Source organism: Bradyrhizobium sp. USDA 4449, assembly GCF_054056275.1.
Genome location: NZ_JBSRYD010000001.1, coordinates 1174010 through 1197500 on the forward strand (window position 1 = coordinate 1174010; position 23491 = coordinate 1197500).

Annotated in this window: 21 protein-coding genes (1 of these 21 only partly in view); 8 read left to right on the forward strand and 13 right to left on the reverse strand. The window is 63.3% G+C overall.

The features are described 5' to 3' along the window. Nucleotides 1-11: 11 nt before the first annotated feature. The 7 genes from ACVIIW_RS05585 to ACVIIW_RS05615 all read right to left on the reverse strand — a co-directional run bounded on the left by ACVIIW_RS05585 (nt 12) and on the right by ACVIIW_RS05615 (nt 7890). Nucleotides 12-1256: an acyl-CoA dehydrogenase gene (locus ACVIIW_RS05585; protein WP_456699828.1), complete on the reverse strand. Its 1245-nt coding sequence runs from the start codon at nt 1254-1256 to the stop codon at nt 12-14. 9 nt (nt 1257-1265) lie between these two features. After that, the gene (locus ACVIIW_RS05590) at nt 1266-2510 is read right to left on the reverse strand and encodes an acyl-CoA dehydrogenase (RefSeq protein WP_456699829.1); all 1245 of its coding nucleotides are present in this window, start codon (nt 2508-2510) and stop codon (nt 1266-1268) included. Between the two features lie 15 nt (nt 2511-2525). After that, nucleotides 2526-3653, reverse strand: a complete 1128-nt coding sequence (locus ACVIIW_RS05595) for an acyl-CoA dehydrogenase family protein (RefSeq protein ID WP_456699830.1) — start codon at nt 3651-3653, stop codon at nt 2526-2528. Nucleotides 3654-3675: 22 nt separating this feature from the next. Continuing rightward, nucleotides 3676-5547, reverse strand: coding sequence for an AMP-binding protein (locus tag ACVIIW_RS05600; protein ID WP_456699831.1), 1872 nt, complete (start codon nt 5545-5547; stop codon nt 3676-3678). A 43-nt stretch (nt 5548-5590) separates the two neighbouring features. Then, complete coding sequence (locus ACVIIW_RS05605) at nt 5591-6397, reverse strand: enoyl-CoA hydratase/isomerase family protein (protein WP_456699832.1); 807 nt, start codon at nt 6395-6397, stop codon at nt 5591-5593. Nucleotides 6398-6473: 76 nt separating this feature from the next. Beyond that, the gene (locus tag ACVIIW_RS05610; RefSeq protein WP_128954145.1) at nt 6474-7232 is read right to left on the reverse strand and encodes an SDR family NAD(P)-dependent oxidoreductase; all 759 of its coding nucleotides are present in this window, start codon (nt 7230-7232) and stop codon (nt 6474-6476) included. 55 nt (nt 7233-7287) lie between these two features. After that, on the reverse strand, nt 7288-7890 hold the full coding sequence (locus ACVIIW_RS05615; protein ID WP_456705093.1) for a TetR family transcriptional regulator: 603 nt from the start codon (nt 7888-7890) through the stop codon (nt 7288-7290). 214 nt (nt 7891-8104) lie between these two features. On the opposite strand from ACVIIW_RS05615, the gene ACVIIW_RS05620 reads away from it, so the two are divergent. Together ACVIIW_RS05620 and ACVIIW_RS05625 are read left to right on the forward strand one after the other, a co-directional pair. Next, the gene (locus ACVIIW_RS05620; RefSeq protein WP_456699833.1) at nt 8105-9277 is read left to right on the forward strand and encodes an acetyl-CoA C-acetyltransferase; all 1173 of its coding nucleotides are present in this window, start codon (nt 8105-8107) and stop codon (nt 9275-9277) included. A gap of 117 nt (nt 9278-9394) precedes the next feature. Beyond that, the gene (locus ACVIIW_RS05625; protein ID WP_456699834.1) at nt 9395-10939 is read left to right on the forward strand and encodes an acyl-CoA synthetase; all 1545 of its coding nucleotides are present in this window, start codon (nt 9395-9397) and stop codon (nt 10937-10939) included. A gap of 3 nt (nt 10940-10942) precedes the next feature. Here ACVIIW_RS05625 and ACVIIW_RS05630 read toward each other — a convergent pair whose 3' ends face one another. Beyond that, a complete protein-coding gene (locus ACVIIW_RS05630; RefSeq protein WP_456699835.1) occupies nt 10943-11485 on the reverse strand; it encodes a methylated-DNA--[protein]-cysteine S-methyltransferase in 543 nt (180 codons plus the stop codon). A gap of 137 nt (nt 11486-11622) precedes the next feature. On the opposite strand from ACVIIW_RS05630, the gene ACVIIW_RS05635 reads away from it, so the two are divergent. The 5 genes from ACVIIW_RS05635 to ACVIIW_RS05655 all read left to right on the forward strand — a co-directional run bounded on the left by ACVIIW_RS05635 (nt 11623) and on the right by ACVIIW_RS05655 (nt 16364). Then, the gene (locus ACVIIW_RS05635; protein WP_456699836.1) at nt 11623-12441 is read left to right on the forward strand and encodes an alpha/beta fold hydrolase; all 819 of its coding nucleotides are present in this window, start codon (nt 11623-11625) and stop codon (nt 12439-12441) included. 2 nt (nt 12442-12443) lie between these two features. Then, on the forward strand, nt 12444-13256 hold the full coding sequence (locus tag ACVIIW_RS05640) for an alpha/beta fold hydrolase (protein WP_456699837.1): 813 nt from the start codon (nt 12444-12446) through the stop codon (nt 13254-13256). A gap of 163 nt (nt 13257-13419) precedes the next feature. Further along, a complete protein-coding gene (locus ACVIIW_RS05645) occupies nt 13420-14097 on the forward strand; it encodes a GntR family transcriptional regulator (protein WP_456699838.1) in 678 nt (225 codons plus the stop codon). Nucleotides 14098-14154: 57 nt separating this feature from the next. Next, complete coding sequence (locus ACVIIW_RS05650) at nt 14155-14955, forward strand: phytanoyl-CoA dioxygenase family protein (RefSeq protein ID WP_456699839.1); 801 nt, start codon at nt 14155-14157, stop codon at nt 14953-14955. A gap of 101 nt (nt 14956-15056) precedes the next feature. After that, on the forward strand, nt 15057-16364 hold the full coding sequence (locus ACVIIW_RS05655) for an NAD(P)H-dependent oxidoreductase (RefSeq protein WP_456699840.1): 1308 nt from the start codon (nt 15057-15059) through the stop codon (nt 16362-16364). Between the two features lie 713 nt (nt 16365-17077). On the opposite strand, the gene ACVIIW_RS05660 is transcribed toward ACVIIW_RS05655, so the two are convergent. The 3 genes from ACVIIW_RS05660 to ACVIIW_RS05670 form a co-directional block, all read right to left on the reverse strand. Further along, nucleotides 17078-17578 carry a DUF1269 domain-containing protein gene (locus tag ACVIIW_RS05660; protein WP_456699841.1) on the reverse strand — a complete coding sequence of 167 codons (501 nt, stop codon included), beginning with the start codon at nt 17576-17578 and terminating at the stop codon, nt 17078-17080. Nucleotides 17579-18145: 567 nt separating this feature from the next. Next, complete coding sequence (locus ACVIIW_RS05665) at nt 18146-18901, reverse strand: Crp/Fnr family transcriptional regulator (RefSeq protein WP_456699842.1); 756 nt, start codon at nt 18899-18901, stop codon at nt 18146-18148. A 693-nt stretch (nt 18902-19594) separates the two neighbouring features. Further along, a complete protein-coding gene (locus tag ACVIIW_RS05670) occupies nt 19595-19993 on the reverse strand; it encodes a hypothetical protein (protein ID WP_456699843.1) in 399 nt (132 codons plus the stop codon). A 210-nt stretch (nt 19994-20203) separates the two neighbouring features. On the opposite strand from ACVIIW_RS05670, the gene ACVIIW_RS05675 reads away from it, so the two are divergent. Next, entirely contained in the window at nt 20204-21157 is a 954-nt protein-coding gene (locus tag ACVIIW_RS05675; protein ID WP_456699844.1) for an IS481 family transposase, read from the forward strand. On the opposite strand, the gene ACVIIW_RS05680 is transcribed toward ACVIIW_RS05675, so the two are convergent. Then, on the reverse strand, nt 21154-22818 hold the full coding sequence (locus ACVIIW_RS05680) for a sulfatase-like hydrolase/transferase (protein ID WP_456699845.1): 1665 nt from the start codon (nt 22816-22818) through the stop codon (nt 21154-21156). The two genes, ACVIIW_RS05675 and ACVIIW_RS05680, sit on opposite strands and share 4 nt — an antisense overlap. A 268-nt stretch (nt 22819-23086) precedes the next feature. Then, nucleotides 23087-23491, reverse strand: partial view of a hypothetical protein gene (locus ACVIIW_RS05685; protein ID WP_456699846.1) — the 3' portion only. It continues 186 nt past the right edge of the window; only the last 405 of its 591 coding nucleotides appear in the window; the start codon falls outside the window, past its right edge; its stop codon occupies nt 23087-23089.

Genomic DNA, 23491 nt, shown 5'->3' on the forward strand with positions numbered 1-23491 from the left:
TGGAGACCGCATCACCGCCCCTTGGTCGGGATCTTGTTGTAAGGCACGTCCTTGTCGACCCGAATGTCACCCGGCAGACCCAGCACACGCTCGGCGATGATGTTGCGCAGGATCTCGTCGGTGCCGCCGGCGATACGCATCGAGGGCGAGGACAGCAGCATCTGCTGGAACTGGCCGTGCGCAATCTCCTCGTCGCCGCCCGTCAAAACACCGGCCGCGCCCTGGAGGTCCATCGCATAAGTTGCGATGTCCTGGAGCATCAGGCCCGACACCAGCTTGCCGATGGAGTTTTCCGGTCCCGGCCGCTCGCCCTTCGACAGCGCCGAGATGGCGCGGTAGCTCGTGTATTTCAACCCGCTCGACTTCACCGCCCAGCTCGCAAGCTTGGATCGCACGGCCGGATCGTCGATCGCGAGCCCGTCCTCCAGCATCAACTTCGAGCAGAACTCGAACATCTCGGGGACGCCGGTCGCGAGCCGCGCACCGATCGACATGCGCTCGTTCATCAGCGTGGTCAGCGACACGCTCCAGCCCTCGCCGACCGCCCCCAACCGCTGACTATCGGGGATCACCACGTCGGTGAAATAGACCTCGTTGAACTCCTGCATGCCGTTGGCCTGCTTGATCGGGCGGACCTCGACGCCCGGGCTCTTCATGTCGAGGAAGAACATGGTGAGGCCTTTGTGCTTGGGCACATTGGGATCGGTGCGCGCGATCAACAGGCCGTAGTCGGAGTAATGCGCGCCTGACGTCCAGATCTTCTGGCCGTTGACGACCCAGGTGTCGCCCCTCTTCTCCGCGCGCGTGCGCAGGCCGGCGACATCGGAGCCGGCGGACGGCTCGGAGAAAAGCTGGCACCAGATCTCCTCGCCCGCGGCGAGTTTCGGCAGATAGCGGCGCTTGGCATCCTCGCTGCCCCAGGCCATGACGGTGGGACCGCACATGCCCTCGCCGATCTGGAAGGGTTGCGTCAGCTTGCCGTAGACGCCCTCCTCCTGCTGCCAGATCACGCGTTCGATCGGGGTCGCGCCGCGACCGCCATATTCCCTGGGCCAGTGCAGGCAGGCCCATCCGCCCTCCGCCTTCTTCTTCTGCCAGGCCTTGCCGACCTCGACCATATCATGCTTGGCAAGCCTGATGCGGCCCAGCGAAGACTTCGACAGCTCCTGCTCGAACTGCTTCGGCGCGTTGGCATCGACCCACTTGCGTGCGGTCTCGCGGAACGCAGCTTCCTGCGGGGTGTCGTCGAAATTCATGGCGAACCTCTACCCTCTTCCCTTGGTCGGGATCTTGTTGAACGGCACGTCCTTGTCGACCCTGATGTCGCCGGGCAGACCCAGGACACGCTCGGCGATGATGTTGCGCATGATCTCGTCGGTGCCGCCTTCGACACGCGTGCCCGGCGCGCGCAGCAGCATCGCCTGGAAACGGCCGGCCAGTTCGGCATCCTCGCCGCTGACCACGCCCTTCGCGCCTTGCAGATCCAGCGCGTAGCTCGCAACATCCTGGATCATCGAGCCCGCGACCAGCTTGCCGATGGAGTTCTCCGGACCCGGGCGCTCGCCCCTCGACAACGCCGAAATGGCGCGCATGCTGGTGTATTTCAGCCCGCTCGCCTTCACTGCCCAACTCGCCAGTTTCGAGCGCACTGCACGATCCTCGATCGCCGGGCCTTCGTCGAGCATCAGGCTGGAGCAATACTCGAACAATTCAGGAAAACCCGTCGAGACGGCCGCGCCGATCGCGCTGCGCTCGTTCATCAACGTGGTCAGCGAGACATTCCAGCCGTCGCCGACCTCGCCGAGGCGCTGATGATCGGGGATGCGGACGTTGGTGAAATAGACCTCGTTGAAGTCGGAGGCTCCGCTCGCCTGCTTGATCGGCCTGATCTCAACGCCCGGGCTCTTCATGTCCAGGAAGAACATGGTGAGCCCCTTGTGCTTGGGCACGGTGGGATCGGTGCGGGTGAGCAGGATGCCGTAGTCGGAATAATGCGCGCCCGAGGTCCAGATCTTCTGGCCGTTGATGACCCAATCGTCGCCATCCTTTTCGGCGCGCGTGCGAAGCCCTGCGACGTCGGAACCACCGGCGGGCTCGGAAAACAGCTGGCACCACACCTTCTCGCCCGATGCGAGCGGCGGCAGATAGGTGCGCTTATGCTCCTCGCGCGCGAACGCCATCATGGTCGGCCCGCACATGCCGTGGCCGATGATGAACATGCGGGACAATTGGCCGAACGGCCCTTCTTCCTGCTGCCAGATCACGCGCTCGATCGGCGACGAGCCGCGGCCGCCATACTCCTTCGGCCAATGCAGGCACGCCCAGCCGGCATCGGCTTTTTTCTTTTGCCAGGCCTTTGCGACATCAAGAATATCGGCGTTCTTGAGCACGGTGCGGCCGAGCGAGGATCTGCGCAGTTCCTCCTCGTACTGCTTGGGCGCGTTGGCATCGATCCACGCGCGCGCCTGGCGGCGGAATTCCGCTTCCTGCGGGGTGTCGTCGAAGTTCATGACGGTACCCTTCGCTTACGCCGCGTTCTTCTTGCGCATGCGGTCAATCAGCTGATCTTCCCAATAGGACAAGCTGCCAAGGCCGAGCGCCATCGCGTTGGCGCGGCGGTAGTACATGTGGCAGTCGAATTCCCACGTGAAACCCATGCCGCCGTGAACCTGGATGTTGTTCTTGGCGCAATGCTGGAACGCCTGCGTCGCGCTGATGCGCGCGGCGGCCGCGGCTTCCGGCAGTTCGGCGGCGTTGGTCGAGAGCGCCCAGGCGCCATAATAGCTATTGGAACGTGCCAGGGTCGCCGACACGTACATATCCGCCAACATGTGCTTGATTGCCTGGAACGAACCGATCTGGCGGCCGAAGGCGATGCGGTCGAGTGCGTAGTCGCGGCCCATCTCCAGCGCGCGGTCGGAGCCGCCGACCTGCTCGAAGGCACAGAGCACCGCCGCGCGGTCGAGCACCTGAGTCACGATGCTCCAGCCTTCGCCGGCCGCGCCGAGCGGCTCGGCCTTGCAGTCGTTGAACGTGATTTCCGCCTGCCCGCGGGTCGGATCGAGATTGGTCAGGCTCTTCACCTCGACGCCGCCGTCCCTGAGATCAACCAGGAACAGCGAGGTGTCATTCCCGCGCCCACTCGATCCCGTGCGGGCAGCGACGACGGCGAAGTTGGCGATGGCGCCATCCGGCACAGGCTTCTTGACGCCATTGAGCGTGCCGTTCGCGGCCGTCAGCTTCACGTTCTTCGGCGTGGGATTGCCTTTGCCCTCGAACAGCGCCAGCGTGCCGATCGCGTCGCCCGAGGCGATTGCGGGCAGCCACTTCTTCTTTTGCGCGTCACTCCCTGCGATCAGCAGTGCTTCGGCAGCGAGATACACGGTCGAGGAGAACGGTACCGGCGCATTGGCCCGGCCCATCTCTTCGGCGATCACGCAGAGCTCGAGGTGGCCCGCACCGGCGCCGCCAAATTCCTCGGGGATCGCGACGCCGAGAAAGCCCATCTCGGCAAGGCCCTTCCACAGCTCCTTGTCATACGGCGCCTTGCCGTCCAGGACGACCCGCACCGCCTTGGGCGGGCACTTCTCGGCAAGGAATTTGCGCGCCTGATCACGGAGCTGCTTCTGGTCATCGGAGAAATCGAAATTCATGGCGCATGTCCGCGTTGATGGGTTACTTGAGAATGATGACGTCTTGATCCGGCTTGTCGGCGTAGAGCCGCTCGACCAGCGCCGCGCGACGCTCGAGGCCGGCGCGTTGGTTGATGTAGCCCTTGTCGGTGAGCTCGTTGCCGTCGATCGAGGGCGGCTCGGCCATCAACATCGCGCGGGCGATGATGCGGCTGCTGGCGCCTTCGCACTCCTTGTTGTGAACCTCCAGCCCGCGCCTGAAGCAGGCGATCACGTCAGGATGCTTCACCGCATCCTCCAAGCCGAGCTCGGGATTGCCGACGAGCTGCCGGCAAGCGTGCAGGTTCGGCCACGCCAGAAGGCCGATGAAAGCGCGATCCTGTCCCGCGACCAGCGCGTCGTGCACGACGGGCGTCGCAGCCGCGATCGCGTCGGTGCGGAGCGAGCCGACATGCACGAAGGTGCCGGTGGTGAGCTTGAAGTCTTCCACGACACGCCCGGCAAAGATGATGCCCTTCACCGGATCGGACTCGTCGACGAAGATGCCGGCATCGCCGATGCAGTAAAAACCTTCCTCATCGAACATCTTCCTGGTCAGGTCCGGCTGGCCGAAATAGCCGGGCGTGACATTGACGCCGCGCAAGCGCAGCTCGTATTTCGAGCCGCACGGCACCATCTTCAGTTCGACCCCGGGGAACGGCAGGCCGATCAGGCCGACGCGCTCGGTGTCCCAATAGGTGCCGGTCGAAGTCGGCGACGTCTCGGTCGAGCCCCAGCCGGTGTAGAACACGATGCGCTCGCCGGTGGTCTTCACGGCGAGTGCCTGCATGCGGTCGTAGAGATCGTCAGGCAATCGCGCGCCGCCATAGGCCATGATCGAGAGATTCCTGAAGAACGAGCGGCAGAGCGCGTCGTCTTTCTCCATCGCAGCCGCAAGCGCGGCGTAGCCGGCCGGCACGTTGGCGTAATAGGTCGGTGAGATCTCGCGCAGGTTCCTGATCGTCTCCTCGAACTGGCCCGGCATCGGTCGGCCTTCGTCGATATAGAACGTGCCACCATCAATCAGCACCGGATGGAACGCGGCATTGCCGCCCATGGTGTGATTCCAGGGCATCCAGTCGAGAACAGTGGCCAGCGGGCCGCCGGGCATGCGCGGCCGCACCTGCATCATCATGGCCGCATTGGCGCACATCATGCGCTGCGTGTTGATGACCGCCTTGGGCATGCCGGTCGAGCCCGACGTGAACAGCAGCTTGCCGACCGTATCGGGCGTAATCTGGGCGATCGACGCTTCGACATCCTTAGTCACGGGCGTTGCGGCGAGATCGGCAAAGCTGACGCTCTTGATGCCCTGACAGGGCCGCGCGACGTGAACGACTGTGACGCCGGTGAGATCGAGTGCTTTCAGCGCCTTCTCGAAGACCGGGCCGTCCTGCACCATCACCACGGCGGGCTTGATCAAGTCGAACAGGTATTTCAGCTTGACGTGATCGTGGCTCATCAGCGAATAGGCGGGCGAGACTGGGGCCGCCGGGACGCGCGCCTGCATCGCGGCCTGCGTCATCAGCGCGTGCTCGATCGAATTACCGGAGAGGATCGCGACCGGGCGCCCGTCGAGCTTGAGGTTCAGCAGCGCCTGCGTCAGCGCATCCACGGTCCGCTTGGCTTCACCGTAGGAAACCTTGCGCCACTCGCGATTTGGCCCGCAGCGTTGCGCAAGCCAGATACGTTCGGGCGCTTCTTTCGCCCATTTTGCGAGCGAAGCCGGAAGATGCTTTTCGTAGACCTGCAAGGGAATGCGCGACTTCAGCACCACCGTGCCGTCAGCGCGCCGCTCGACAGCGATGTCGCGCGCGAGCCACTCGACCTTGCGAAAGGCGGGCTTCGCCATCACCGCCGCCGCGCTTCCACTCATTTTGCGTCTCCCGGAATTATTGCCCTGAGCGGATCTTTGTCCTTCAGCGCTTGATATAGACAGGCTTTCGCTTCTCAAGGAAGGCCCTGATGCCCTCTGAAAATTCCTCGGAACGGCTGCACAGGATCTGGTTACGATCCTCCATCGCGATAACAGCTTCCAGCGATCCTGCATCGAGGCTCATGTTGAGGCATTCCTTTGAGAGCCGCAGCCCGACCGGCGAAGCCGTCATCATCGCGTCGACATAAGGCTCGGCCGCGGCATCAAGCTTGTCCTCGTCGACGACTTCCGAGACGAGCCCCACTGCGAGGGCGCGTTCGGCACCAATGAAGCGTCCGGTGAGGATCAGTTCGGAGGCGACGGAGACGCCGACGAGCCGCGGCAGGAAATAGCTGGTGCCGATATCGCAGCCGCCGAGACCGAGCTTGATGAAAGCGCAGTTCATTCGCGCCGATTTCGTCGCGACGCGAATGTCGGAGGCCAGCGCCAGCGCAAAGCCGCCGCCGGCCGCCGCGCCCTGCACCACCGACAGGATCGGCTGCGGACAGCGCCGCATCAGCATCACGATGTCGGCGATGCGACGTTGGGAATCCAGCGACTCCGTCACGCCCGGCGGCTCCTGCTGCCCGGCGCGCCGCGCCATTGCGGCCTTCAGATCGAGGCCGGCGCAAAAATTCTTGCCGGCGCCCTTCAGCACGACGAGGCGCGTGTCACGGTTGCGCTGGAGTCCCTGGAAATAGGCGTTGAGCGCGTCGATCAAAGACGGATCGAGAGCGTTGAGACGGTCAGGACGATTGAGCGTCACCCGGTCGACGCCGTCGTCGTGCTCGATCAGCAGCGGTTGGGACATGGGTGCCTCGCACTTTCGTGTCACACGGGGACCGTCTCCCACCCTCCCCTCCAGGGGAGGGTAAGAAGCTCACCTCCTACCGCGGAGCCATCCTGATGGCGCCGTCGAGACGGATGGTTTCCCCATTCAGCATCGCGTTTTCGACGATGTGCACGGCAAGCGCGCCGTATTCCTTGGCATCGCCAAGACGCGAGGGATGCGGCACCTGGGCGCCAAGGCTCTTGCGGGCTTCCTCATTCAGCCCCATCAGCAGCGGCGTGAAGAACAGGCCGGGCGCGATGGTGTTGACGCGGATCTTCTGGCTCGCGAGGTCGCGCGCGGCAGGCAAGGTCAGTCCGACGACGCCGCCCTTTGAGGCGGAGTAGGCGATCTGGCCAATCTGGCCTTCATAAGCGGCAACCGAGGCGGTATTGATGATGACGCCGCGCTCCTCACCAACAGGCTCGATTGTGACGAGGCGCTCTGCGAACAGCCGCAGGCAGTTGAAAGTGCCGATCAGATTGACGTTGATGATGCGCGCGAACTTTTCGAGCGGATAGACACCGTCACGGCCGACGATGCGTTGCGAGCCGCCGATGCCGGCACAGTTCATCAGCACGCGGGCGACGCCGTGCGCAGCTTCCGCCTTGGCGATCGCGGCCTTGATCTGCTCTTCGCTGGTGACGTCGGCATGAAGCGCGACGCCCTTCACCTCGGCCGCGACCTTCTCCGCATTTTCCTTGTTCTGGTCGATCACGCCGATCTTGGCACCCTTGGCCGCCATGGCCCGTGCGGTCGCTTCGCCGAGACCCGAACCACCACCGGTGATGAGAACGGCTACGTCTTTCAATTCCATGACAGGCTACCTTTCCTTGGACGTTTCTTCTCTAGACTTATGAGTGATGGCCGGATTATCCGGCCGCGGCAGCTTCCTCGACTTGCGTGAGGATGCCGCCGCAGATCAGCGTTTCCATGTGTTTGATGTATTGCCGGCAGACTTCGTCGGTGACCGGGCCGACGCCGGTCGCGCGAGACATCGCGTGCCGGCCGAAGAACAGATGATCGCAGGCGCCGATCAGGCTGGTGTAGAACAGCACCGGATCGGTCTGGCGGAACTCGCCGCGGCTGACGCCCTCCGCGAGCAGGCGCCGATGAAAGTCCAGCAGCGGCGCGACGAAGAACTTCGAGACCTCGTCAGCGGAGCCGGCAACGCTTTCATGCAGCAGATAGTGGATCAGCCGGTTCATATAGGGGAATCGGTGATAGGCGCGGATGATGCCGCCGATATGCAGCTTCAGCTTCGCCGTCGATGTGATCGGCTGCGCCAGCAGGTATTCGAGGTTGGACATCTCGGTCGCGGCATCGCGAGCGAGCAGCGCCAGCAGCAGGCCATCCTTGTTGCCGAAATGATATTTGACCAGCGCGGCATTGGCACCGGACTTCTGCGCGATGTCGGAGAGCGAGATCTCGATCGAGGAGCGCTCGATCATCAACTCGCTGGCGGCCACGAGCAATTTCTCTGCCGTGGAATTCTTTCCGCTGGGGAGCTTGCTCGGTACGCTGGTAGCCACGGAGATCCCTGTTCAAGCCGCATGAAGCGGGTCGCAGATAAGCCCAAGCAGCGCCTCCCCACAAGAGTTAATTGATCGATTGACTAAACGATGTCCCACCCGTTACATCCGCTCCGAGAGCCCAACCTGATCAAAAATAATCATGGGAGAGACCGAAATGGCCGAGGCATACATCGTCGCCGCTGCGCGGACCGCGGGCGGGCGCAAGGGGGGCCGCCTCGCCGGCTGGCATCCGGCCGATCTCGCCGCCAAGGTGCTGGACGAACTGGTCGATCGCACCAAGGTCGATCCCGCTTTGGTCGAGGACGTCATCATGGGTTGCGTGATGCAGGTCGGTGAGCAGTCCAACAATGTCGCACGCAACGCGATCATGGCGTCAAAGCTGCCGGAGAGCGTGCCCGGCACATCGATCGACCGTCAGTGCGGCTCCTCGCAGCAGGCGCTGCACTTCGCCGCACAGGCTGTGATGTCCGGCACCATGGACGTGGTGATCGCGGCTGGCGTGGAATCGATGACGCGCGTGCCGATGGGCCTCTCCTCGCAACTTCCGGCCAAGAACGGCTTCGGCAATTACAAGAGCCCGGGCATCGAGGCGAGATATCCCAACATCGTGTTCAGCCAGTTCACCGGCGCCGAGATGATGGCGGAGAAGTATGGTCTGTCGAAGGATGATCTCGACGAATATTCTTTCCAGAGCCATCAGCGCGCGATCGCGGCCACACAAGCCGGTCACTTCAAGAAGGAGATCGTGCCGCTCGAGATCACCCGCGCTGACGGCTCCAAGGACATCCACCACATCGACGAAGGCATCCGCTTCGACGCCACGCTCGAAGGCATCAAGGGCGTCAAGCTGATCGCCGAGAACGGCAAGTTGACCGCGGCCAGCGCCAGCCAGATCTGCGACGGCGCCTCCGGCGTGATGGTCGTGAACGAGCGCGGCCTCAAACAGCTCGGCCTCGCACCGCTGGCGCGCATCCATCACATGACCATGACCGGCGGCGATCCCGTCATCATGCTCGATGCGCCGCTGCACGCCACCAAGAAGGCGCTGGAGAAGGCCGGCATGAAGATCGACGACATCGACCTGTTCGAGGTCAACGAGGCCTTCGCCTCGGTGCCGACAGGCTGGCTGAAGACCACCGGCGCCGATCCCAGCAGGCTCAACGTCAATGGCGGCGCCATTGCGCTCGGCCACCCGCTCGGCGGCTCCGGCACCAAGCTGATGACGACGCTGGTTCACGCCCTGCACCAGCGCGGCAAGCGCTATGGCCTCCAGACCATGTGCGAAGGCGGCGGCATGGCCAACGTCACGATCGTGGAGCGGCTGTAAGAAAGACAAAGGCGAGTAGCGGGTGGCGAGTAGCGAGCGGTGAGTAGGCGGAGAGCGGTTTTCCTTTTTCCCTATTTGCCGGTCGCTACTCGCCATTCGCGTTTTTGAGGAACCGCCATGACCCACCCCTCCATCTACGCCCGCTCCACACCAAACAAGATCGCCTATCAAATGGCCGGGACCGGCAAGGCGATCACCTATCGCGAGCTCGACGAGCTCTCGAACCAGGGAGCCCAGCTGTTCCGCTCGCTCGGGCTCAAGGCCGGCGACCACATCGCGCTGCTGATGGAAAACCGCCTTGCCTTCATGGAGATCTGCTGGGCGGCACAACGCAGCGGGCTCTATTACACCGCGATCAGCCGCTATCTAAAGCAGGACGAGATCGACTACATCGTCAAGGACTGCGGCGCCAAGGTCGTCATCACCACGCCGAAATGCGCCGACCAGATCAAGGACCTGGTCAAAGGCGCGCCGGGCGAGCCGATCTTCTACATGGTCGACGAGCCCTTGCCCGGCTTCCGCTCCTACGACAGGGAAGCCGCCGCGCAGCCGACCACACCGATCGCGGACGAGGTCGCCGGCTATGATATGCTGTATTCGTCGGGCACGACCGGCCGGCCGAAGGGCATCAAGAAAGCGTTCGAGGGCAACAAGATCGACGTGCCGAACGCATTCCTGCGCGTGCTCTGTGCCGACATGTGCGGCATGAATGCCGAGAGCACGTACCTGTCGCCGGCGCCGCTCTATCATGCCGCTCCGCTGCGCTTCAACATGATGGCGATCGTGCTGGGCGGCACCTCCATCATCATGGAGCATTTTGACGCCGAGGAGTTCTTGAGGCTCGTGGAGAAATACAAGGTCACGCAATCGCAGCTCGTGCCGACCATGTTCGTGCGCATGCTGAAGCTGCCGGACGAGGTCCGCGCCAAATACGATGTCTCGACGCTCAAGGGCGCAATCCACGCCGCGGCGCCCTGCCCGGCCGATGTGAAGGCGAAGATGATCGAGTGGTGGGGACCGATCCTGATCGAGTATTACGCGGGCTCGGAGGGCAACGGCGTCACCGTCTGCAACTCGCAACAATGGCTGGAGCATCGTGGCAGCGTCGGGCGCGCCGTGGTCGGCAAGATCAAGATTCTGGACGAGAACGACGCGGAGCAGCCGGTCGGCGAGATCGGCACGGTCTATTTCGCCGAGGCGCCCGTTTTCACCTATCACAACGACCCTGAAAAGACGAAGAAGGCCTACAACGCCAAGGGCTGGTCGACCCTCGGCGACGTCGGTTATCTCGACGAGGATGGCTTCCTGTTCCTCACCGACCGCAAGTCCTACATGATCATCTCGGGCGGCGTGAACATCTACCCGCAAGAAACCGAGGACGTGCTGATCACCCACCCCGAGATCGCCGACGTCGCCGTGTTCGGCGTGCCGAACGAGGAGATGGGCGAAGAGGTGAAGGCGGTGGTGCAGCCGCACGACATGAGGAACGCCGGCAAGGCGCTCGAGGCAGACTTGATCGCCTATTGCAAGAGCCGCCTCTCGGCGATCAAATGCCCGCGCTCGATCGATTTCGAAGCCGAGCTGCCGCGCACGCCGACCGGCAAGCTGGTGAAGCGGCATCTGCGCGATCGATATTGGCCGAAGACGGCGGCGAAGATTTAGGGCTCAATCAAACAAACTCGGCGTGTGATTCACCAGCGCGCCTTCAATCTCCAGCATCTTCAGCTTGGTTACTACACCGCCATTCGCGGAGAAGCCGCCGGGCTTGTTGCCGGCCGCCAGCACGCGATGGCAAGGCACGACGATCGGGCACGGGTTGCGGCCGAGCGCCTGGCCGACATCGCGCGACAGCTGGATGCCGCCGAGCTGCTTGGCGATGTCGCCATAGGTGATGGTCTTGCCGGGCGGAACGGCGCGCGCGATCTCGTAGACGCCGCGGTTGAACTCGGGCACGCCATCGAGATCGAGCTCGATGTCGGTGAGGTCGTCGGGCTCGCCCGCGAGCAACTTCACGATACGGTCGATCGCGTGCTGCACCTCGGCGGTCGGCTCGGCCTCGGTGGCCTCAGCGTGGCGCTGGCTGATGCGGGTGCGGATCTTCTGCTCGCCGCCCATCGGCAGCTGCGTGCCGTTGATGCCGCGCGGGCCCCAGGCGATGGCGCAGAGGCCGATCCTGGTGTCGAACAGGGCGAATTGCTGGTCGGTCATGGCTGGGTTCCTGAGCTTGCGTCGCTCTCGCATGCCCCCATTGTGTTCTCGGCCTAAATCTAGGCTTGGAAATAGTTGCGATCCACCCGGTTTCCGGGAATCGTGCACAGGAGTTCCGCCCGTTTGACGAGCCCAGAATGCAAAGCCTCCACGTCTTTGGCTATGACATGCCCTATCTCGACGTGGGCGAAGACAGAGGCCGGCCGGCGCTGGTCTGCGTGCACGGCTCGCTCTCCGACTTCCGTGTCTGGGGTTGCGTGCTGGGCCCGTTGACGCAGCGGCATCGGATGATCGTCCCCAGTCTGCGGCACTTCTTCCCGGCAAAGTGGAACGGTGTCGGCGAGACCTATTCGATCGCCCAGCATGTCAGTGACGTCATTGCCTTCATCGACAAGCTCGAGCTCGGCCCGGTCGATTTGATGGGACATTCCCGCGGCGGGCACATCTGCTTCCGTGTGGCGCAGCAGCGTCCCGATCTGCTGCGGCGGCTGGTGCTGGCCGAACCCGGCGGCGAGCTCGACGCGACCCTCGATCCTGATCATGCCGGCGGCCCCTCGCCGCTGCTGGCGCGGTTCACGGCCTCGGCCGAGATGATCGCGGCGGGTGATGTCGACGGCGGCCTGGCCTTTTTCGTCGACACGCTGGAGGGCGCCGGCACCTGGCCGCGGCTGCCGGCGATGGTGAAGCAAAATCTGCGCGACAACGCCTGCACGCTGATCGGCCAGGTCCGCGACAACCGCCCGCCGTTCTCCAGGGCGGACGCGGAATCGATCAAGATGCCGACGCTGTTCGTCCTGGGCGCGCGGACCAAGGGCCTGCTGCCGAAGGTGCTGCATGCACTCGCCGCACATGTGCCCTATTCGAAGACGGCGATCATCCCGAACGCGACGCATCCGATGTTCGAGCAGGCGCCGCAAAAATATTGCGAAGTGGTCCTGGACTTTCTGGCGAGCTGATCATGCAGAGCTTTCGCGTCAACGGTTACGACATGGCCTATCTCGAAGTCGGCGAGGGCCATCCGCTGGTCTGCGTGCACGGCACCTTAGGGGATTTCCGCACCTGGTACCCGGTGCTCGGCCCGCTGTCGACGAACCACCGCGTGATCGCGGTCAGCCTGCGGCATTTCTTCCCCGCGCATTGGGACGCCGTCGGCGACGACTACAAGATGGCGCAGCATGTCGCTGATGTGATCGCCTTCATCGAGCAGGTGACGCCCGGGCCGGTCGATCTGATGGGGCATTCGCGCGGCGGCCACATCGCGTTTCGTGTCGCCCAGGCCCGGCCTGATCTGTTGCGCAGGCTGGTGCTGGTCGAGCCCGGCGGCGATCTCGACGCCAGCCTGCCCCTGCCGGAAGGCACGCCCGCGCATCCGCCGCTGGCTGAGAAGACGATGCGCTCGGTCGAGATGATCCGCGCCGGCGACGTCGAGGGCGCGCTGCAGAACTTCTACGACGGCATCGAGGGCGACGGCTCGTGGCGGCGCGTGCCCGCGGCCGCCAAGCAACAACTGCGCGACAACACGCTCACCTTGCTCGGCCAGATCAACGAGCAGCGCAGGCCCTACACGCTCACGGATGCACAGGCGATCAGGACGCCGACACTGCTGATCGGCGGCGGCGCCACCACGGGCAGCCTGTCGGTGCTATGGCGCGTGCTGGCGGAGCACATTGCGGAAGCCAGGACGGCGGTCATCCCCAATGCCGGCCACTGGATGTTCGAGCGGGCGCCGCAGGAGTTCAGTGAGGTCGTGAGCGCGTTTTTGACGGCGTAGCGGCTGGTCCTGCCTCACAATCTCGAAAACAACCCCATGCACCGTAGACCGCCTCGAATAAAATCAATGACTTAGGCTACGAGAACCCAGGCATATTGACGGCCTCGCCTTAGCGCTGTAATTTCGAATACGGAATTCCGTATTCCGTTTTGGAGCCGCCGGCGTGATTCCTCTCGACCCGCTCCCCAACCTGATCGACCAGGTCTACGCCCGGATCCTGGAGGCGATCTCCGACCGCACGCTTCAGCCTGGGCAGCGCATCCGGCAGAACGAGCTCGCCGACAAGCTCGGCGTCTCGCGCCAGCCGGTGTCGCATGCGCTGCATCTGCTGCACCGGCAGGGCCTCGTCGCCGAGAGCGGCCGGCGCGGCTTTGAAGTGACCCAGCTCGATCCCGCGCGCATTCGCCAGCTCTATGAAGTGCGGGGCGCGATCGACGCGCTGGCCGCGCGGCTCGCAGCGAGGCGCGCCGCAACCGAGGCAGCGGGACGCGCGCGGCTGGACGCAGCGCTCTCCGCCGGACGCCGCATCGATCGCGAGACCGGTCTCGCCGAGCTGATCGCGCTCGACGTCGAATTTCACCGCGCCATCTATCAGCTCGCCGGCAATCCCGTGATCGAGGAGACGATCTCGCCGCAATGGCCGCATATGCGCCGCTCGATGGCGGCCGTGCTGTCCGAGCTCGACTATCGCGGCAGCGCCTGGGCGGAGCATGCCGATATCGCCAAGCACATTCTCGCAGGCGACGCGAACGCCGCGGAACACGCGGCGCTGGCGCATGCGCAGACGGCGGGACGGATGACCGAGGAGAGATTGAGGGCGACGGACGAGGTGGCGGCGTAGCAACGCGCGCGCCGTGCCACGACGAGAAAAATAAAGACAAAGCAAGGAGGACGGCCCATGAAATTGTCCGAGGCACAATTGGAGTTCTTCCACCGCGAGGGCTGGCTGTTCCTGCCCGAACTGTTTTCCCAAGAAGAGGTCGATGTCCTCGCGCGCGAGGCGGTCGGCATTTACGACGCCAACCGGCCGGAGGTCTGGCGGGAGAAGAGCGGCGCGCCGCGCACGGCCTTTGCCGCGCATCTCTACAACGAGGCCTTCGGCGTGCTCGGCGCGCATCCGCGCATGATCGATCCGGTCGAGCAGGTCTTCGGCGAGCCCGTCTACATGCACCAGTTCAAGATCAACGCGAAATCGGCCTTCACCGGCGACGTCTGGCAGTGGCACCAGGATTACGGCACCTGGAAGCGCGACGACGGCATGCCGGAACCGCGCGCGATGAACATCGCGATCTTCCTCGACGAGGTGATGCCGATCAACGGTCCTCTCATGCTGGTGCCGCGCAGCCAGAACGCCGGCGATCTCCAGGCCTCGCACGACCTCTCGACCACATCGTATCCGCTGTGGACGCTCGATGAAGACACCGTGACGCGCCTCGTCGAGCAAGGCGGCATCGTCGCGCCGACCGGCAAGCCGGGCGGCATGCTGATGTTCCACGGCAATCTCGTCCACGGCTCGAGCGGCAACATCACGCCCTACCCACGCAAGATCGTGTACCTGACCTTGAACGCGGTCTCGAACTACATCCGCGCCCCGACGCGGCCTGAGTACATTGCACATCGCGATTTCGCGCCGATCAAGACGGTGGATGATGATGCGCTGTTACGGCTGGCGCGGGCGCCGCGGCAGGCGGCGGAGTAGATTTAGTCGCGCGACCATCTCAGGCGTCATGGCCCGGACGAGCCCGGCCATGACGATTCGACAGAGACGCGCGTCCCACGAAATTCACCGGACACATTCCCATGAACCTCTTCCGCCTTCTCCAGGCCCGCGCGTCCGCCGGCAAGCCTGTGCGTGTCGCGCTGATCGGCGCAGGCAAATTCGGCTCGATGTTTTTGGCGCAGGTACCGCACACGCCGGGACTGGAGGTGCCCATCATCGTCGACATCGACCGCGACCGCGCGCGCGAGGCCTGCCGCACCGTCGGCTGGAGCACCGAGCGGATCGCCGCCACCATGTTCACCGACGACGGCGCGCGCGCCATCGCCGGCGGCGCAGTGGACGTGGTGGTGGAGGCGACCGGCAATCCGGCCGCAGGCATCAGGCATGCGCGCGCCGCGATCGCGGCGGGCAAGCATATCGTGATGGTGAATGTCGAGGCCGACGTGCTCGCCGGCCCCCTGCTCGCCGAGGAGGCGCGGAAAGCAGGCGTGGTCTATTCGCTCGCCTATGGCGACCAGCCGGCGTTGACCGCCGAAATGGTCGACTGGGCGCGCGCCACCGGCTTTGGCGTCGTCGCGGCCGGCAAGGGCACAAAATATCTGCCTGCCTATCACGACGTGACGCCGGACGGCGTCTGGCAGCATTACGGCCTGACCGCCGGCGAAGCGCAGTCGGCCGGCATGAATCCGCAGATGTTCAACTCCTTCCTCGACGGCACCAAATCGGCCATCGAGATGGCGGCCATTGCGAACTCCTGCGGGCTCGACGTGCCGTCGGCGGGCCTTTTGTTTCCGCCCTGCGGCGTCGATGATCTCCCGCACATCATGCGGCCCAGCGACAAGGGCGGCGTGCTGGAGCGGTCGGGCGTCGTCGAGGTCGTTTCGTCGCTGGAGCGCGACGGACGACCGGTCTTTCGCGATCTGCGCTGGGGTGTCTATGTCGTGCTGGAAGCACCGAACGACTACGCCGCGGATTGCTTCAGGCAATACGGCCTGAAGACCGATGCAAGCGGACGGTTCGCGGCGATGTACAAGCCGTATCATTTGATCGGACTCGAGCTGAACATCTCGGTGCTGTCGGCGGCGCTCCGGGGCGAACCGACCGGGCAACCCTTCGGTTTCCGCGGCGACGTCGCCTCCGTCGCCAAGCGCAGTTTGCGCGCCGGCCAGATGCTGGACGGCGAAGGCGGCTACACGGTGTGGGGCAAGCTGGTGCCGGCGGCGGCGAGCCTGAAGGCCGGCGCCCTGCCGATCGGCCTTGCGCACCGCCTCAGGCTGAAGCACGACATCGCCCATGGCGAGATCGTGCGCTGGAGCGACGTGGAGTTCGACGCGAACAACGAGACGATCAAGACACGGAAGGCGATGGAGGCGGCGTTCGCGACGTAGCGCACGCCATTCGGGAGGCGCAGACCGGCCGATAGTCGGGCGTCGACATGTAACGCCAGTGCGCGTGCTTGGGCGGCGAGAGCGTATCCATCACGTCAGATCCTGTCGGGCAACGGCCGGACTCCCGGTCGACCCGGCACCGTGTCGGGGAGCGGTCTTGGACGCTGGATTCCCGGCCGGCCCGGCTTCGGCGGACGAGCCACCGGGCGGCCTGGGTGCCGCCATCCATGCCAGCCGGCAGGACCACCCCAACCCTGGCCGCGGCGCCAGTCAAAGCCACACCGATACCAGCCGGCGCCGCGCCAGCCGCGGGTGTACCAACAGTAGCGGTGGCCTCTCCAGCGGAATTGGACCGTCTCCGCAAGCCGAAGATCATCAGCGGCCTCATGCAGGCCCAGCGGTCCCCCGATAATTCCCGCATGCGAGCGACTGCCCGTCGTCGTCACCGCTGCCAACGCAGCCGCAAGAGCGAGCATCCAAAAAATCCATTTCCGCATGATCTTCTCCTTGGTTCTTGACCGCCCAGGAAGAGAGCTCGCCAAACAGCAGACCCGAATGCTCGGCAGGCCGCACGCGAAGCCGCGCAGGGACCTTTACTGCTCGCGCGGTGACGCGGCGTTCCGGAGAAACGGACCTAGCAGCGGCAAGGAGGTCGGCCGAACCGAAGACCGCTCTCGTGTTCGGCTGCAACCCTTGGGCTTTGCCTCACACGACTAGGCAGCCTTGGCCTGGGTAGCGGAGGCGAGAGTATCGCGCAGGTGTTGTTCTTTCTTTTCGTCCAGAGAGGTTTTCAGGACAGTCCCTCCCGCGGCCTTGATTTCGTTGAGGACCTTGTCTGCAGTCATGCTCTTGATCAGCAGGAACAGAACAGCATCTCCCGATTTCACCTTCGCGCTGAGGTCCTTCATGAACTGATCGTTGATACCGAAATCGGTCAGCGCGCCGCCCAGTGCGCCGGCGCCGGCACCGAGGGCCACGCCGATGAGCGGATTCAGGAACACGATCCCGAACAGCAGCCCCCAGAAGCTTCCTCCTGCGGCACCCGCCATGGTCGTGTTCACGAGTTGATTGAGCTTGACCGTTTCGCCGGTCTTGACCGCGATCACGGCGTCTTGGATCGCGATCAGATACTCTTTCTGGAGCTCGAGGATTTTTTGCCGAACTTCTTCTGCTTTGGCTTCGGATGGATACACGATCGCGACTAGATCCGACATGGAGCTCTCCCGCAACGATGTGATTTCCCGCCCCTTAACGCACGCTTGATGCGTGCGCCCGAAACCTAACACCGAACTGGAAAATCCATTGCGCCTCAAACACGGCCCACCTATTCACAATTACGAGATGTAATGCAATCCCAACGCAATTGAGTAACCATAGCTGTCATATGCGCTGGTGGGGCTGGTGAGAGGTTCGCCCGACGGGTCCAGGGGACGCTCTACGCGACGTCCGGAATCGCTTCGGCGATTCCCAAGCTCGCCGGCGCCATGACCACGTCCCCTGTGTTGTTGAAGCGCTTTGATTCACGGCGGCAACGCTCATGAGCAGGAGATCCAGACGGTGCTCTCGACTGACGCCGTAACCAACGCCCGCGCCTGGGCTGTCGCGCTGCACCGTGCTCTCGCCCTCAGGGCTGACTGGCCGAGGCAGACGCGCAGCGGTTGCCTCGACCATCACGAACTACACCGGCAACGGCACGAACGCGCCTCCAGAGCCGATGCTCGGGGATCACGAATGGAGCCCTCAGCGGTAGCTTTCCAATGGCGAAGCGTCGGCGCATTTGACTATGACGGACCCACTATCGTCGTCACTTCAGCCGGCGATCCCACTGGCAGCTCTTCATCGTGCATGCGTTTGATTCTGCGTCGCATCACCGCGTAGCATTCGCACGCGATCTTCTCGAGTCGCCTGCGGTCGATCTCCAGCATCCCGCGTCGGTCAGATAGTATACCGCCTGCTGCTCGAAGTTTGCGCATCGTTAGCGTCACCGTTGTTCGGCGTACGCCGAGAAGCTGCGCCAAGGCCTCCTGCGTTAGCTGTATTCCACTGTGCCCGACGCGGTCGTGGATCTCAAGCAGCCATCGAGCCATCCGGCATTCCACCGGATGCACCGCGTTGCAAGCCGCCACGTTGTTGAGCTGCAACAATTGTGTGCGGAGATGGAGACGGAGAACTTGCCTGACCGTGGCGCTCTGCTCAAACGCAAGCTGCAACTGTGCAACAGGGACCTGAAGTGCTGCGCCGGGGACATAGGCAGTTGCCGTGACTGGCGATCGGGAGGGACTTAGAAGTGACAGTGCACCGACTGCTCCTTCCGAGCCCATGAGAGTTGACGCGACAATGCGTCCGTCAGCCATTTCAACGAGAAACGCTATCACCCCGCTAAGGGGAAAATAGACCTGCTTGAACTCATCTCCTGTTCGCACCAACACAGCATCAAAGTCGAATGACGTCTTCTGGATATGGGGAGCAAGCAAATTGAGATCACTGGGCGCAAACGCCGCCAAAAGCCTGTTCCCGACGCCAACCTGGAACGCCATCGCGGATGTTCCTTCGACCGCAGAAAGAAACACGCGTTCCGGGGGCACGTTCCTACCAGCAGCCATTTTTCTGGCCGGTGGTCCGGAAACTTCCGCTTGGGGTCACCGCGGAATTGCTGTCATCGACAGACCTTCGGTCGAGCTGGACGGACGGCTCTCCTTCAGCGCGAACCAGAGGTCGCCGCCCGCGTTGAACGCGTGACGCAGCGGTTCTCATTCGGCGTTGTGAAAATTGGCCCGTCAGCCGACGCTCCGAGTGGGAGGTTGAGCTGGAGACGCCAGCATCCAGATTCCAGGTGCTGTTTTAAGCTCTGCCGGGTACGAACGGCCCCAAGCGCCGCCGGGCTGGAGAGGCTGACACCGGGGCCGCCGAGCGCGCTAAACACACAATACGCGCGCCGCGGCTATTCCTCTCCGAACCCTCTCCGGCGTCCGTACCAATGTGTACACCCGCGGTGAAAAGACCTGGCCTCGTCGAGGCCAAGCCCGGCAAGCCGACATAAAGGTGCATCTAAACGCATGGGCGGCGTCGACGAGCCCACAGGCGCCCAAGTCAGATCGCGTGCTTTCCTGTCCGCCTGACGCTGGTCAATTGTTGCGGCGGCCAAGCGGAGCAATGCTGTCGCATTTGCTCCGCCTGCTCGGCGAGAATTGACATCTTGAAAGTCAGAAAGGCCGCCAAGCGGCCCATCATCATTGTTCAAACGTACGAATGCCTCTTACGCCCGCGTCTGTGCGGATCATGCGCCCCTTCTTCCCGTCAGAGGTCACGAAGATGTCCCAGTGAGCCGTGCCGCCTGGCTGACCGTCCATGATCATCGTTCCCGTGCAGTCGGCATTGATGGAATAGGTGCCGACGAGCGTTTCGCGCGCCGGGCCGCGTGCTTGGCGAAGAGACGTCTGTGTGCCCGAGAACTTTCCGCTGCCGTCGAAATTGAAGATGCCGTAGTGGAGGTTCGTGCCCTGCCCATTGAACACATAGCGCCCCTCCAGCTTGCTTATTGAGCAATCTGTCGAGGCCGCCTTTGCCTGTGAAAATGCAAGGACAGCGGCTCCGATCAAGCCCACGGTGACGAACCGGCTCGTATCCATAATTCGCGCTCCCTCTTGAACGGAGGTACCGCAACCTTAAACTGAGGCGGAAATGCGGACACCGCCGGCGTTGCGCGATGCCAAACTTGCCATCGCCCGGTGTCGCCGTAGCGCGCGCCCGGCTAGCTTTGGTGTCTCAGGAGGTTGTCCATCTGGTCTGAACCGAGGAAGCTGAGGTTGCGAAGCTTCAGTGTTCCAGGGAGAGACCAGATGAACGTCCACAAGAATGCGCCTTTGACGCCCAAAGGTCGAGAGGCGATGGCCCGAAGCGTGGTGGAAGGTGGGCTGAACCAGGCCGACGCGGCCTATCAGTTCAACACGACGCCGAAGACCGTCGCCAAATGGGTCAAGCGGTTCCGCGCAGAAGGTGCGGAGGGGATGCGCGATCGCTCCTCCAGACCCCTTTCATCGCCAAGCCAAATCCCGCCTGCCACGCGTGCCGTCGTCGAGAGGTTGCGCCGGGAGCGTCACACCGGCAAGCAGATTGCAGCCGAGGTCAAGGTGTCACGGGCCACTGTCAGCCGCATCCTTCGTCGCTTGGGATTGAGCCGGATGCGCGATCTGGAGCCGGCCGAGCCGGTGCGGCGCTATGAGCGCGAGCATCCCGGCGAGCTCATCCATATCGATATCAAGAAGCTCGGGAGGTTCGTCAGGCCTGGCCACCGCATCACGCACGATCGCCAGAAGGGTGAAAGCCGCGGCGCGGGTCACGAGTTCGTCCACGTCGCGATCGACGATGCATCGCGCGTGGCCTTCTCTCAGATCCGACCCGACGAGAAGAAGGAGAGCGCCATCGCCTTCCTCAACAACGTCGTCTCGTACTTCCAGGGACTCGGCATAAAGGTCACGGGCATCATGACCGACAACGGCTCTTGCTATCGTGCCAAAGCGTTTGCCAAGGCCTGTAAAAGGCTCGGCCTCAAACACATCTTCACCCGGCCCTACAGGCCGCAAACAAACGGCAAGGCCGAGCGGTTCATCCAAACGGCGCTACGCGAGTGGGCCTATGCTCGCGCCTACGAAACCTCAGACCAGCGAGCCAACGATCTGCCAATCTGGCTTCATCACTATAACTGGCACCGCTCGCACGGCAGCCTGCACGCCAAACCACCGATCAGCCGCCTCGCCATCCCGGAGGACGACCTGTTGAGATTCCACAGCTAGCGCGCTGGCCTGGCGTTGGGCATCAGATCGATCAGGCCGAGATCCACGAGCGTGCGATGGAAGCGACGTTTCCGTTCGGAGGACGACGCGAAGTAGGCTTCTCTGCAATCATCAAGCAGGCTCGCGCGCGTTGCAAAGATCGGATCAAGCGCAACGCCCGCCCGCTGCAAGGCGACAGTTCCGAGAAAGGCGATGTCGAGGTCGGCGGCCTGTCCGGGACTGAAATCGGGGATATTGAGGGCTTCTATCGCATAGAATGTACCAAACGCATGCCGCCCATCTCGCTGATGTTTCAGCTGTCGGTCGAGCTGCTTCGTCAACACGGGTTGATGGTCGCCATAGTGCACGATGAGAACAGGCCGGTCAGGAAAGCTGCTTGCCAGCCTGGCTCTTTGCATTTGCCAGGCCGACGCGGTCTCTGCCAGTCGCGTGTAGTATTCGACGTAACCGGCATCGGGGCAGCTGTCCCTGGCAAAAGCGCGCTCCGTCTCGAATTGACCCGATGGCACCAATTGCCTGCTATGCGGACCGTGATTGAAGTTGGTCAGTGCATAAAGAAATCTCGGTGCCGGATCGTGGGCGACCCTTTTGGCATACGCATCGACGACCGCATGCAGAAACATCGCGTCGGAATTTGTCGCCTCGAAACGGCCGGGATCGAATGGCGGAGGAAGCTCATCGACGAAGATGCGCTCGTCGACGCCGATCGAACTGTAGAATTTATCGTAACCCAGGAAGCTGCGGCGACAGCTGGAGACGAGTGTCGTCTTGTAGCCGAGCGACGCCAACGAGCACGGCAGGCTGCTGTGGAAACGGCCGGCGCCCTTCTTGAAGAGGTAGTAGGCGCTCGAACCGAAGCTGGCGCTGGAGAGACCGGTGAGGAGGCTGAATTCGGACTGCCACGAACCTCCACCAAAGATGTCGACGTTCAGGCGCCCATGTTCGCCATTCGACGGAGACAGGAAGGCTGCGACGACCGGTTCGACCGGCAACCCAAAAATACGGGGATCGAAAACGGATTCGTGCTGGATGACGATGATGTCAGGAGAACAGGCGAGCCGCGCCGGCGTGGCTTCCATCAGGGGCAGTGGTTCGTCGGCGATATCGCTGAGGGCCAACGCGCCGAACTGTTGCCAGCACGTCGGATCGAGCAGCGAAGCCATGAAGGTCGCATAAAAACTCCGCCCTTCCGTCAGGGCCCGCCGTAATACGGTGGCCGCCTTGGACGCGGAAGCTCCCGCGAAGCCAATGAGCGCCATGACGAGCAAGAGGATTCGAAACCCGACTGGGATGGGAGATCCAGCCGCGTAGAGCAGAACCGCGATCGAGGCGAAGGCGAACAATGCGCTCCCTGCCAGCACACCCAGCATCATGCGCGGGTATTGCAACACGAAGAACGGGACCGTGCCGGCAAACGCCAGGGGCAAATCGGAGACGGTCAGCTTGAGCGCGCTGTGGTTGAACTTGACCGTCGATATGCCGGCGATTGCGACGGCCAGCACGCCGGATAGCAGGATCGCTCGCTCGGCATCGCCAACAAACAGCAGCAGCAGAGCAGCATTCGAGAGGAGCGCTGCGACCGCAAACGGCAGATGTTCAACGCTCCGTTCGGTCAACGCCACGATGGCGATGGCCGCCACAAGGATCAAGATCGAGATCATGGGATCAGGATGCCCCGAGCATTGGAATTTTTCAATTTAGCTCTTGGGCTTCCCCACGCATCGCGCGCTGTCGCGGGCGACGACCGGTTCTGCACCGCAGCAAGCCGCGCTTCGCGAACCCGCGGCATGATCCGGATATGCTGGCGATTCCTGCTGATCGCCAGGGAGCGGCTGAAACGACAAAAGCCCCGGAGGTTTCTCCGGGGCTCTGTTTTTGGCGGCGCTGAGTGTCCCGCTCACTGCAGCGATTGCGATCCCGGTCAGGATCTCAGTTCTGATCGTCACCCAGGGCTGCGACCAGCTTGTCGTAATACTTTCCGACGAGATCGATGTTGGCCTTGTTCTCGACGGCGGGCCCCGGCGATTTCAGGGCCTGGTTGAGCTCGTCCAGCGCTTCCTTCTTGTCCTTGGCCGGCATCTTCTTGTCGGCCTCGACCTGCGCGATCTGCGCTTTGATCACGGCTTCGTTGCCGACATACTTCTTTGTCGTGGGATCAAAGCCGCCGAGCACGAGGCTGATGTTGTCGACGACGTTGTTGTAGTCGTCATAGCTGGCGAAGCCGTGCTTCTTGGCGACGCCGTCGAGCTGGGCGATCACCTTCGCATCGGGCGCGGTGTTCTCCGGCAGCTTCGCCGTGATCGCATCCATGTCCTTCTGGGCGGCGAGCACGCC